The 13,020-nt window shown below is 29.0% G+C and carries 8 protein-coding genes and 1 riboswitch; of the genes, 1 reads left to right on the top strand and 7 read right to left on the bottom strand.

Features of this window, described 5'->3' with window-relative positions:
- Positions 1 to 703 precede the first annotated feature (703 nt).
- Entirely contained in the window at positions 704 to 1,594 is an 891-nt protein-coding gene (locus OW729_RS17980; protein WP_268062928.1) for an MBL fold metallo-hydrolase, read from the top strand.
- Positions 1,595 to 1,820: 226 nt separating this feature from the next.
- Here OW729_RS17980 and OW729_RS17975 read toward each other — a convergent pair whose 3' ends face one another.
- The 7 genes from OW729_RS17975 to purD form a co-directional block, all read right to left on the bottom strand.
- On the bottom strand, positions 1,821 to 2,603 hold the full coding sequence (locus OW729_RS17975; protein WP_268062927.1) for a carbon-nitrogen family hydrolase: 783 nt from the start codon (positions 2,601 to 2,603) through the stop codon (positions 1,821 to 1,823).
- 175 nt (positions 2,604 to 2,778) lie between these two features.
- Positions 2,779 to 3,258 (bottom strand): cupin domain-containing protein, encoded by a 480-nt coding sequence (locus OW729_RS17970; protein WP_268062926.1) that lies wholly within the window; start codon positions 3,256 to 3,258, stop codon positions 2,779 to 2,781.
- 786 nt (positions 3,259 to 4,044) lie between these two features.
- Positions 4,045 to 4,740: a metallophosphoesterase family protein gene (locus OW729_RS17965; protein ID WP_268062925.1), complete on the bottom strand. Its 696-nt coding sequence runs from the start codon at positions 4,738 to 4,740 to the stop codon at positions 4,045 to 4,047.
- 503 nt (positions 4,741 to 5,243) lie between these two features.
- Positions 5,244 to 6,659 carry an NCS2 family permease gene (locus OW729_RS17960; protein ID WP_268062924.1) on the bottom strand — a complete coding sequence of 472 codons (1,416 nt, stop codon included), beginning with the start codon at positions 6,657 to 6,659 and terminating at the stop codon, positions 5,244 to 5,246.
- A 206-nt stretch (positions 6,660 to 6,865) separates the two neighbouring features.
- Positions 6,866 to 6,967, bottom strand: a riboswitch (purine riboswitch).
- A 188-nt stretch (positions 6,968 to 7,155) separates the two neighbouring features.
- Positions 7,156 to 7,458: a hypothetical protein gene (locus OW729_RS17955; RefSeq protein WP_268062923.1), complete on the bottom strand. Its 303-nt coding sequence runs from the start codon at positions 7,456 to 7,458 to the stop codon at positions 7,156 to 7,158.
- Positions 7,459 to 7,850: 392 nt separating this feature from the next.
- Positions 7,851 to 11,624, bottom strand: coding sequence for a phosphoribosylformylglycinamidine synthase (locus OW729_RS17950; RefSeq protein WP_268062922.1), 3,774 nt, complete (start codon positions 11,622 to 11,624; stop codon positions 7,851 to 7,853).
- A 141-nt stretch (positions 11,625 to 11,765) separates the two neighbouring features.
- Complete coding sequence (purD, locus tag OW729_RS17945) at positions 11,766 to 13,016, bottom strand: phosphoribosylamine--glycine ligase (RefSeq protein WP_268062921.1); 1,251 nt, start codon at positions 13,014 to 13,016, stop codon at positions 11,766 to 11,768.
- Between the last annotated feature and the right edge of the window lie 4 nt (positions 13,017 to 13,020).

Here is a 13,020-nt window from a genome sequence, read left to right as displayed (position 1 = left end):
AATTCTGTGGAATTATTCCAGTAGGCTCCGCCTAAAAATCTGGGCGACTATGGAATATATTGAATAATATTAACAGGTAATTATATGAAAATATAATTTTTATATTTGTACGAAATCTAGGTAATTACAAGATTACTAAGCTTTAAAATAAAAATCAAAGATTTATTTAAATTAATTTATAATATATTATCAAAGAATGGCCTAATTTACATAAAATTATAAATACCAAATATACTTTAAATACTTGTATCGATCTACTATATTATATCTATACTTTCCTTATTTGTTATTTCATTTTATTTATGCTATATTTTTATATGATTAGGTTGTTAAACAAATATAAGTACATATAATAGTTACTTATATTTAGAATTTTAGTTTTCACGGCTTATTTATTTTAATATATGTTTCTAAATTTTTGAGTTCATTATAATAAGAAATTACAATCCTTATTTAGTATAACTTATGAAGCGTTAATAAATTTCCTTGTTTCAGCTATGCGAGTTAGGAAATTTTAGCTACTTAAGTTTACTAAATTTAGAATTGTCTTCGAAATTATAGAAAATCAACAATTTAAAAACATGAGCTGAAATAATAAATGAGCCCTTGAAAACTTAATTCTAAATAGTGAACAGTTTATATTTATTTTCATAACTAATCATAGGACAATCTAAGGATATTTAAAGTAAAGGACGTGTTACTCATGGAGCTTATTAAAATTAAAGGAAATACTTATTATATACCTTCTAACACTAATATCGGAGTATATACATATAAAAATAAGTTTTGTTTATTAATAGACACTGGAATTAATAATACTATAGCTAGAAAAATTGATGAAGTTTTAAAGTCCAATAATCTTCATCCTAAATATATAATCAACACCCATAGTCATACAGACCATTGTGGAGGAAATAATTATTTTAAAGAAGCTTATCCAGGTACTCTTGTATATGCTTCCATTGAAGAGAAGCTCTATATAGAAAATCCTGATCTACATTCTATAATACCTTTTTCCGCATCACCATCTAAAAAATTGCTTAAACCTAAAAAATCTTGTGATGTGGATTATATTTTAGAATCTGGTTCTAATAAAATTAACGACGAAAAATTTGAAATTATAAATTTAAGTGGTCACTCTTTAGATCATATTGGAATAATAACTCCTGAAAAAGTATGTTTTGTTGGAGATTCTATATTCAGTATGGAAACTTTAGAAAAATACCCTTTCCCTTTTTTATCTGATATAAGTGCAAGCTTAAATACTCTAAATACATTAAAAGAAATAGATGCAGACTTTTTTGTAATAAGCCATGGTAAAGATATTTTAAATAAAGACGAACTTCTTAAATTAATACAAATCAATGAAGATAATATACGAAGAACTTGTGATACAATTTTAGACTTATTAGATCAACCATATACAAGAGAGGATCTTTTAGAAAATATAATAGTTTTAAATGATATAGAAGTAGATGTTAAAGAATACCTCCTTAACCTTTCATCTTTATCAGCATTTATAGCTTATCTTCAAGAAGAAGATTTAATTGACTGCTCTATTGAAGATGGGAAACTTTATTTCTTTAAAAAATAGACATGATTCTTTAAATTAAGTAGTCTATTTATCTAACCTAATTTTTAGACCTTAAATAAAAAGTTATTTTATTATTCTTTTAATCACTTAAAAACAGCAGCTTTTATATGGGCTGCTGTTTAATTTTTATAAGATTATTTTTTATTTTCAATTATTATAAATAAAAATAAATGAGAGAATCTCATAATTAAAAATTTAAAATGAAAAATATAATTTTGTAAATCAACTATTCAGTAAATAACTTAGCGTAAAATTCTTCTTTTCTATCATTTTTTAAAGGAAATTTTTCTCTTACTTTTTCAACTTTCTCTGGTTCTATATCACAAATTATCAACTCTTCTTTTTCAAAGCTTTCTTTAATAACATTACCTAATGGATCTATAACCATAGAGTCGCCACTATATATAAGGCCTTTAACATCTCCTACCCTATTTACTGCAATAACATAGCATTGATTTTCTATAGCTCTAGCTTTTAGAAGACTTATCCAGTGTTCTCTTCTAGGTTTAGGCCAATTAGCGATTACAATTAATGCTGAAGCTTTTTTAGATGCAGCCTGAAATATCTCTGGAAATCTTAAATCGTAGCATATAAAAGTTGCTAATGTAGTATCTTTTAGTTTAAAAAACTGTAACTCACATCCAGGCTCAAAATATTTATCCTCGCTAGCAAAAGAAAATGGATGTATTTTTGTGTATTCTGCAAGTTCTTTTCCCTCAGAAGATAGTACAACTAGATTATTTTTGCATCTATCCTCATAAGGTTTTGCATATCCAAAACATATATTTATATTATATTTACTAGTCATATCTTTAAAGAATTTTACTGAATCTTCACTAACCTTAGTTAAATAGACTATATTATTTGAAACTCCTGTCAAAGTCATCTCAGGAAAAACTACTAAATCAGCTTTATTTTCAACTGCCCTTTTTATAAACTCTTCGCATTTATTCTTATTTTCTTCTTCTTGTTTCCATTTCACATCTATCTGCCCTAAAGCAACTCTCATTTATTCCACCACCCTCAGTATATTAAAATTATAAGGCTATGCTTTTAATAATGTAATCACATTTCCTTAAAATTCATTTTCTTTTTAGATATTAACAACTATTAATCAGTAACAATAGTATTTAAGCTATTTTTTAATTGTTGATTAAGTTTATTATAATAAAACGTTACACTTTCTATTCTCTAGTTAACTTATTGATTATTTCTTTATACTTAGGATAATTATTCAAAAGTTCTTCTCTTTTAAATAATTCAAAGTCATCAAAATGAAATCCTGGTGAAACCATACAACCTACTAATGCATATCCTTCTTCATTCATAGCTGAACCAAATATATAATCTTTAGGTACTAATATTTGTGGTCTTTCTCCATTCTGTATATTTAATCCTAATTTTTCTTCAGTAAGTTCTCCTTCTGAACTTATCATGTATATAGTTAGTGGAGATCCTGAATGATAATACCACATTTCATCTGATTTTAATCTATGAAAATTAGAAACTTCCCCTTTTCTCAATAAAAAGTATATACTAGTCCATAATTTTCTATCTTTTCTACCCCTTATATCCTCTTCTGATACAAAAGATTCTTTATAATATCCACCCTCTGGATGAGCAATCATTTCTAAATTTTCTATAAAATATTCTGCTGAATTCATTATTTGTTTTAGTGAGAATATCTATATTGAATTTTAAATCCTCACTAATCCTCCTTTCCTAAATACAGTATCTAATACCATACCTTATTTTTAGAATTTTAGTTTTCTTAGCGCCTTTATTTTAGTATATGTTTTTCAATTGTTGACCTCATTATAATGAAAAATTACAATTCTTATTTAGTATAACTTATAAAGCGTTAAAAGCTTTCGTATGTTTGAGCCTTAGCGAGTTTACGAAAGCTTAGCTATATAAGTTATACTAAATTTAGAATTGTCTTCGAAATTATACGAAGTCAACAATTTCTTAAAACATAGGCTAAATTTATCAACTATATACTGAACTTTACTAGAACGTAAATAACTTAAGCGAATACAAAATATAAATTGCGTAGAAACCATTTGAACGAGCATTAGAAATTCTTGTCCTGAAAATTTATTATTACGTTAAGAAAAACTCATGTTTCAGCTGATTTCCTGATATATCAAAACAAATATAAACTAATACTTTGTTTTTAGAATTTTAGTTTTCTTAGCACCTTTATTTTAGTATATGTTTTTAAATTGTTGGCTTCATTATAATGAGAAATTACAATTCTTATTTAGTATAACTTATAAAGCGTTAAAAGCTTTCGTATGTTTGAGCCTTAGCGAGTTTACGAAAGCTTAGCTATATAAGTTATACTAAATTTAGAATTGTTTTCGATATTATACGAAGTCAACAATTTCTTAAAACATGGGCTAAAATAAAGGTGCCCTAGAAAAACTTAATTCTAAATTACGGTAATTTTATTTTCCGTTTCTTATTGAATCTATTAATTTCTTTGGAAAATTCCTCTCTTCCATTGCTTTAGCAACACTTTCATAGTCATAAGGCACTTCAATAAATTCTACCTTTTCAGTATTTTCATCGAATTCTAAAATACAATATGTAGAATTAGGATTGCCTATTTTAGGTTTTCCAACACTTCCATCATTAATTAAAATTTTATTTCCATATCTTTTTTCATAAGGAAGATGAGTATGACCACAGACCAAAATGTCTCCCTTTAATTCTTCTACGGCTTCTTTTGCTTCATTAGAATCTTCTTTTAAATACTCATTTACACTTCTATTACTACCATGAACAAAAGTTATAACTTTTCCCTTATCAGCGATTACAATATCATCTGGCAATCTCTTTAGGTATTTTTTATTTTCTTCACTTACTTCAGCTACAGACCAACCTAATGCAAAATTTCTATTAAGTTCATTATCCTGAATATATTTTATATCATTCCAAACCACAGCAGTATCATAATTCCCTATTATATTTAAAATATCTTCTTCTTTTATTCGTTTAACAACTTCATTAGGAAAAGGGCCATATCCAACTAAATCTCCAAGACAAACTATTGTATCCGCTTCTCTTTTCTTTATATCTTCTAACACTGCTTCAAGTGCTTTTATATTACCATGTATATCTGATATTACTGCTATTCTCAACTTATTTCCTCCTTTATATGATCCTAATTTTAGAATTTGGCTTAACATTTACATGATATTAAAGTATTGCTTATTTACTGTAAAATTAAGTAATTAATCTTATTTTGCTAAGTTTAATCATTCACTAACCTATATTATATATAATATTTGCCTTTGTAAACAATAGTTTTTTATTTTTAGCTTTGTTTAAACCTATACACTTTTAAGCACTTCTAGAATTTTGGGAGGATATAAATAGTATGAAATGTATATAAAATATATATTTCGTAGGCTCTATTTGAATAAGCAATCAGTAATCTTTTTCATAAAAATTTATTATTATTTATATACAAAAACACCAAATAGTTAACCTTATTATAAGGTCGTCTATTTGGTGCTCAATTGCAAAAACAGCGACTTGCATTTAAAATCATTTTCCAAATTATACGAACTCAACAAATCCCTAAAACATAGTCTAGAAAAATAACTCCTTAAAAACTTAATTCTAAATATATAAAAATTAATTATTCCGGTAGTAATATAAATCTTAATATGAATAAGAAGGCCATAACATACATTATAGGATGAACTTCTTTTCTTCTTCCTGTTACTACTTTCATTATAGGGTAGAATATTATTCCTGCTGCTACTCCATTAGCAATACTGTAACTAAATGGCATAAACGCTATTGTAAAGAATGCAGGAAGAGCTTCTGTAAAATCGTCAAAATCTATTTTTTTAACTGCTCCCATCATAAGGATACCAACAATTACAAGCGCTGGAGAAGTTGCTTCTGCTGGCACAATTCCTACAACTCCGCTGAAGAATACTGAAACTGCAAATAGTACTCCAACTACTAAAGTGGTAAGTCCCGTTCTTCCTCCAGCTGCAATACCTGCTGCTGATTCAACAACTGTTGCTAAAGTTGTTGTACCTAATCCTGAAGCTATTGTAGTTCCAACTGCATCAGAAAATAAAGCTTTTCTCATATTTCTAACTCTTCCATCAGTTTCTATCATATTTGATTTTTGTGCTGTCCCTACTAATGTTCCAATAGTATCGAATAAATCAACTAAACTCAAAGTTATAATTACCATTAAAATACTTATTACTGCACCTAAAAATCCAGTTCCACCGTGAGATAAAAGACCTTTAAAATCATATGCCATAAAAGTTTTCCCCATAGTAGGAACAGAAAATAAACTTGCACCTGATAATTTTGTTATTCCCATAGGAATTCCTATTATAGTTGTTATTATTATTCCAATGAGCATAGCTCCCCTTACATTACGTGCTATAAGTATGGCTATTACAACAATTCCTATTAAGGTAAGTATAACATGTTTATCTGTAAAACTTCCAAACCCCACTAAAGTTCCTGGATTAGCTACTACTATTCCTCCACTTTTTAAACCTATAAGGGCAACAAATAATCCTATTCCCCCTGTTATTGCAAGTTTTAAATTTTCTGGAAGAGAATCTACTATTTGTTCTCTTATAGAAGTTACAGTTATTATTATAAATAATATACCTGAAATTAAAACCGCTGCTAGACCTTGTTGCCATGTATATCCAAGTTTTATACAGACACTATATGAGAAAAATGAAACAAGTCCTAATCCTGGTGCTAAAGCAAAAGGTAAATTTGCGTAAAAAGACATAATAAGTGTTCCTAAAGCTGAGGCTATACAAGTTCCAACATAAGCTGAACTTACTATAGGATCATTTGCCATTATTATAGAGGCAGCTGCATCTCCTTTAGCACCTAAAGCGTTCATTCCAGAAAATTTCAATATATTAGGAATTACTAAAAGTGCATAAGCCACTGTAATAAAAGTAGTAAATCCTGCTAAAACCTCAGTTTTTACATTAGTTTCATTTTTAGATAGTTGAAAAATCCTTTCAAAAAATGAATTGTTTCCTTCATTTGTAGTTTCCATTTATGTATCCTCCCTATAAATAAATTTCTTGGCTTCAGATAAAGTTTAAAACTCTACCTTAAGCATAGAAAACATTATCCAAAGTTGCGCCATTCTAATACTCCCACTAAAAAAGATGGGAGTATTAGAATGGTTAGACATCGGATAAAAAAGTATAAAAAAATTCTAGTAAATGGCTATAAGCATCCTTTACTAGAATTAGTAACAACTTATATACATTTATTCATAGTGAGAAAATTTAGGGTATTCTCGTAGAAACCTCCGAACCATATTATCGGATCTATATGATATAAATATATCTACAAATTTTCTAATTGCTATATTAGCATCTTATTTTTCATAAGTCAACAATATACTCTTTATTTCTACATAATAAAATCGTTTTTTTTCTTTCGTTTTATATACAAAATGAAAGAAAAATATAAAAAAATCAGATTGCTACAATTCATAAATTTAAATTGCAACAATCTGATATAAAAATTAACCTTATATTCTATTAAGGTCCAAAAATCAAAGTTCCCAAAAACCAATATGCATAGGGTAGCAAAAATAATATTACATTACCTATAATTCCTATTTTTGCAAACTTGTTAGATGAGATTTTTATAGATATGATTCCTAAAACAAACCCTATGGGACTTGTGAATATAGTCATTAATAAAGGAAATCCTTCTAACTTTTGATACGGGGTTATAGCAAAAAGCCAATTTAATATAAGCAAAATCATAACCACAGCTATTGTTGAAGAAATAACTCCTAATATATTTGCAACATTCTTAATTGATGGTTTACTTTCCACTCATAAACACCTGCCTTGCTTTATTGATAATGCTTAGTAAATAATATACTCATAAACAGGATTCTTAGGAGTTCTACCCCTTAGAAACCGTTATCCAGTGTCTCGTGCCATTCTTTACCCCCACTTTAAAGAAAAGCAGAGAGTCCAAATCTTCCATTTGGTGCGAATCCCTTTCACAAAGTGCGATGAGAGTATTAAAATGGTTAGGCATCGGATAAATTGTACCATTATTTACTATGAATATCAATCTTCTAAAATTGGGCTACGCTTTAATAAATTGCTGATCCCGTATAATTTCAAAAATAATTCCAAAAAATTTTAAAAGAGTGTAAAAAACAACACTCTTTTAAAACAGAATTTAAAATTAAATTATACTATTTACTACTTATTTATTATTTAAAGTATTCTACTCCACTTTCAAAAATCTTTTGATCTTTTTCCCCTATGATGTTTTTATAAACATTTTTTCCGATTCTTTCTGAGTGCCCCATTTTACCAAAAACACGACCATCCGGACTTGTTATACCTTCTACTGCATACATAGACCCGTTAGGATTAAACTCTATGTCACAGCTAGGATTTCCATTTAAATCTACATATTGAGTAGCTACTTGCCCATTTTTAAATAGATTTTCTGCTAACTTTTCATTACAAACAAATCTTCCTTCACCGTGAGAAACAGCTATACTGTGTATATCTCCAACCTGAACTTTATTTAACCATGGTGATAAGTTTGATACTGTCTTTGTATTTACTATCTTGGATGTATGCCTTCCTATTTTGTTAAAAGTTAAAGTTGGACACTCTTCATCCATGTCTCTTATCTCTCCATAAGGTACTAGCCCAAGCTTTATCAATACTTGGAATCCATTGCATATTCCTAGCATTAATCCATCTCTTTTATTTAAAAGTTCCATAACAGCTTCTTTTATTTTTGAGTTTCTAAATACTGCTGCTATAAATTTACCTGAACCATCAGGTTCGTCACCTGCACTAAATCCCCCTGGAAGCATAATCATTTGTGAATCTTTTATAGATTTAGTCATGTTCTCTATAGATTCTTCAATATCTTTTGGAGTTATATTTCTAAATACTCCGATTTCTACTTGTGCTCCAGCTTTTTTGAAAGCTTTTTCAAGATCATATTCGCAATTAGTACCTGGGAACACTGGTATAAACACTTTAGGTTTTGCAATACCTAACTTAGGACTTGTAATTATCTTGCTATTAAAAGTTACATCTACAGGTTTGTTTCCATCTTCTTCTTCTTTTTGCTCCTCTAATTTAGTAGGGAATACTTTTTCTAAAGGTTGTTGCCATTTTTCATAAAGTTTATTTATAGGCATTACTATATCACCAAACTTTATTTCTTCTTTAGAAGAAGTGAATCCAAGAATTATATAGTTTGCTCCATTAAAGTCTGATTTTAATTCTACACTACTGTCTAACTCTAATATTATAGAACCATAATCTTCAGAAAAAAGTTCCTCTTTCTTTATATTATGTGAAAAATTCATTCCTATTTTATTTCCAAAACACATTTTTGATACAGCTTCAGCAATACCACCATTTTTAATAGAAGAAGCTGATAAAACCTTTCCTTCCTCTATTAATTTATTAACTATAGAATAATTCTTCTTTAATTCTTCAAAATTAGGAATTAAATATTCATCCTTAGATGTTCTTAAAAGAACAACTTTATTTCCGCATTTTTTAAATTCAGAAGAAATAACTTTATCTGTATTTACCACATCTACTGCAAAAGAAACTAAAGTAGGAGGTACATTTATGTCCTTGAAAGTACCAGACATACTATCTTTTCCACCTATTGCTGGTATTTCTAAAGCTTTTTGAGCATAAAAGGCTCCAAGTAAAGCTGCAAATGGTTTGCCCCATTTTTCAGGATTATAATAAAGTTTTTCAAAATATTCCTGAAGAGTAAGTCTTATATTTTTATAATCTCCTCCTGCAGCAACGATTTTTGTTACAGATTCTATAACAGCATATAATCCTCCATGGAAAGAACTCCACATGCCTATATTAGGATTGTATCCATAAGACATTAAAGTACCTGTTGAAGTTTCTCCATTCATAACAGGGATTTTAGCACACATAACTTCTGACGGAGTAGCTTGATACTTACCACCAAAAGGCATAAGCACAGTTCCAGCCCCTATAGAACTATCGAATCTTTCAACTAATCCCTTTTGACTACATACATTTAAATTTTGAAGATTTTCTAACCATGCTTTTTCAATATTGTCTATAGATTTTAAATCAAAATGAGTTGTATCGCACGGATTTTCAACCTTAATGTTAGTTCTTTGAAGTGCACCATTTGTATCTAAAAATTCTCTGCTTATATCAACTATATTTTTACCTCTCCAGCTCATTACAAGTCTATTATTATCAGTAACTTCTGCAACTACATTGGCTTCAAGATTTTCTTCTTTAGCATATTCTATAAATTTTTCTACATCCTCTTTTGTTACAACAACAGCCATTCTTTCTTGTGATTCTGATATAGCAAGCTCTGTTCCATCTAAGCCTTCATATTTTTTTGTAACTAAATCAAGATTTATATTAAGACCATCACTTAATTCACCAATAGCCACAGAAACTCCACCGGCACCAAAATCATTACATCTTTTAATCATTTTGCTAACTTGTTCATTTCTAAAAAGTCTTTGAATCTTTCTTTCTGTAGGTGCATTACCTTTTTGCACTTCTGCACCACATTCTAAAATAGAAGTTTCATCATGTTCCTTTGACGAACCTGTAGCTCCGCCACATCCATCACGACCTGTTCTACCACCAACTAAAACTACTATATCACCTTTTTTGGGTTCTAAACGTATAACATTTTCCTTTGGTGATGCTGCTATAACTGCACCTATTTCCATTCTTTTAGCTACAAAATTTTCATGATAAACTTCTGCTACATGACCAGTTGCAAGACCTATTTGATTTCCATAAGAACTATATCCATGAGCTGCATTTATTGTAATTTGTCTTTGTGAAAGCTTTCCAGGAATAGTTTCTTCAATAGGTTTTCTAGGATCCGCGCTTCCTGTAACTCTCATAGCTTGATAAACATAAGATCTCCCTGACAATGGATCACGTATAGCTCCTCCAAGACAAGTAGCTGCTCCACCAAAAGGCTCTATTTCTGTTGGATGGTTATGAGTTTCGTTCTTAAACATTACTAAATATTTTTCTGTTTTTCCATCCACTTCTACATCACATTCTATACTGCAAGCATTTATCTCATCTGATTCTTCAAGGTCTTCTAGTTTTCCTTGTTTTCTAAGTTCTTTCATTCCCATTACAGCTATGTCCATAAGACACATATCTTTTGGATTGTTTTTATATACAAATTCTCTAGCTTCTAAATATTTGTTGTATGCTTCTTTAATAGGATGAGTATATTTTCCATCTTCAAATTCTACTTCTTCTATTTTAGTATTGAAAGTAGTATGTCTACAATGATCAGACCAATATGTGTCTATAACTTTTATCTCTGTAATAGTAGGATTTCTTCTCTCTTTTTCTTTAAAATATTTTTGACAAAATAATATATCTTCAAAGCTCATAGCAAGACCTTGTTGTTCTTTGAATTCCTTTATTTCATCTTCACTTTTATCTATAAATCCTTCAAGAATTTCTACATCGCAAGGAATATGATTTTCTGTTTCTAAGCTATCTACTTTTTCAAGAGAAGCTTCTCTTGAATCTACATTATTAATATAGTAAGATTTTATTTTTAAAATTTCTTCTTCTTTTAAATCACCTTTTAAAACTATAACTTTTGCACATCTTACTTCTGGTCTTTCATTTTGTGTCAATATTTGAAGACATTGTGCTGCTGAATCTGCTCTTTGATCATATTGTCCTGGTAAATATTCTACTCCAAAAACTATTTCATCTTCTTTGATATCTACACATTCATCATAAACATAGTCTACGGTAGGTTCAGAGAATATTATATTTTTAGCCTTCTTGTATTCTTCCTCATCTATTTGTGATATATCGTAACGATTTAATATTCTTAAATCCTCTAAATTCTTTATATTTAAATTTTCTCTAAGATCCTTTAGGAGTCCCTTTGCCTCAACATCAAAATGAGGTTTTTTCTCTGCAAATATTCTTCTTACATTACTTCTCATCCCATCGTCTCCTATCAGTTATTATTAATTTTGTAAAACTACTTTTCCTAATCTCTAAATTCTAAATGTATAACGAAACTTTTATTCTGTTTTAGAAATTAGCAACTAGCAAATGTTTTATAGTACATGAAACAAAGCCTTTTATCTAATAACTCCAATATCTTTTCTATAATAAACTCCTTCAAAGGAGATTTTTTCAGCATCATTATAAGCCTTTTCTCTTGCCTCTTGTAAAGTTTCACCACTTGCTACCACTGATAAAACTCTTCCTCCATTTGTTAAAAGCTTATCTCCACTCTTCTTAGCTCCTGCAACAAAAACTTTATTTTGAACTTTATCAATTCCACTTATTTTAAAGCCTTTTTCATACTTCCCTGGATATCCACCTGAAGCTAAGGTTATACAACAAGAAGCACCTTTTTTCCATTTCACATTGTAATTAGCTAATTCTTTGTTTAAAGCCTTTAACATAATTTGTACATAATCACTTTCCATAAGCATAAGAACCGCTTGCGTTTCAGGATCTCCCATTCTAACATTATACTCTAAAAGATAAACTCCCTTTTTAGTTATCATAATTCCAAAGAATATAGTTCCTACAAAATCCATCTTTTCTTCTTTTATTCCTTTTAAAGTAGTTTCTAAAATATCCTTTTTAAAAGAATCAAGTACTTCTTCATTGCAATAAGGATTAGGTGCAATTACTCCCATTCCTCCTGTATTAGGTCCTTTATCTCCATCAAAAATTTGTTTATGATCCTTACTTGATATAAATGGTACAATAGTTTCTCCATCAGTAACTGATAATATAGATGCTTCTACACCTTCTAAAAATTCCTCAATTACAATTTTAAGTCCAGCTCCATTAAATTCATCGTCAAGCATAAGAGTTTTAACAGCTTCTTCTGCTTCTTTTTCATTTTGACATATTATAACTCCCTTACCTGCTGCAAGGCCATCAGCTTTAATTACTACAGGGTAGGAACATGTTTTTATATAATTAAATGCTTCCTTACTATTATCAAAAACCTCATATTCAGCTGTTTTAACTTTATATTTTTTCATAAAGTCTTTAGAATATATTTTACTTCCCTCTAGTGCGGCTGCTTTCTTTGAAGGTCCAAAAATTTTCAAGTTATTTTCTTTAAAAACATCTACAATTCCTTCTACTAAAGGAACTTCAGGACCAACAATAGTTAAATCTATTTCTTTTTCTTTAGCAAATTTAGCAAGCTCTTTTATATCAGATATATTTACATTTTCACACTTATCTTCTACTTCCGTTCCACCATTACCAGGAGCGCAATAAATTTTGTCTACTAAGCTACTCTGTGAAACCTTCCACACAATAGCATGCTCTCTTCCTCCAGAACCCACAACTAAAATTTTCATAAAA

The sequence above is a fragment of the Clostridium brassicae genome, from assembly GCF_026738875.1.
Classification (GTDB): domain Bacteria; phylum Bacillota; class Clostridia; order Clostridiales; family Clostridiaceae; genus Clostridium_H; species Clostridium_H brassicae.
Note: the sequence above shows the minus strand (reverse complement) of the source record. Positions and strands in the feature narration are given on the sequence as shown.

Bases quoted from the DNA above. Each gene is read 5' to 3' on its own strand.
- purD (WP_268062921.1), bottom strand. From the start codon at position 13,016: ATGAAAATTTTAGTTGTGGGTTCTGGAGGAAGAGAGCATGCTATTGTG.
- OW729_RS17970 (WP_268062926.1), bottom strand. From the start codon at position 3,258: ATGAATTCAGCAGAATATTTTATAGAAAATTTAGAAATGATTGCTCAT.
- OW729_RS17960 (WP_268062924.1), bottom strand. From the start codon at position 6,659: ATGGAAACTACAAATGAAGGAAACAATTCATTTTTTGAAAGGATTTTT.
- OW729_RS17980 (WP_268062928.1), top strand. From the start codon at position 704: ATGGAGCTTATTAAAATTAAAGGAAATACTTATTATATACCTTCTAAC.
- OW729_RS17950 (WP_268062922.1), bottom strand. From the start codon at position 11,624: ATGAGAAGTAATGTAAGAAGAATATTTGCAGAGAAAAAACCTCATTTT.
- OW729_RS17975 (WP_268062927.1), bottom strand. From the start codon at position 2,603: ATGAGAGTTGCTTTAGGGCAGATAGATGTGAAATGGAAACAAGAAGAA.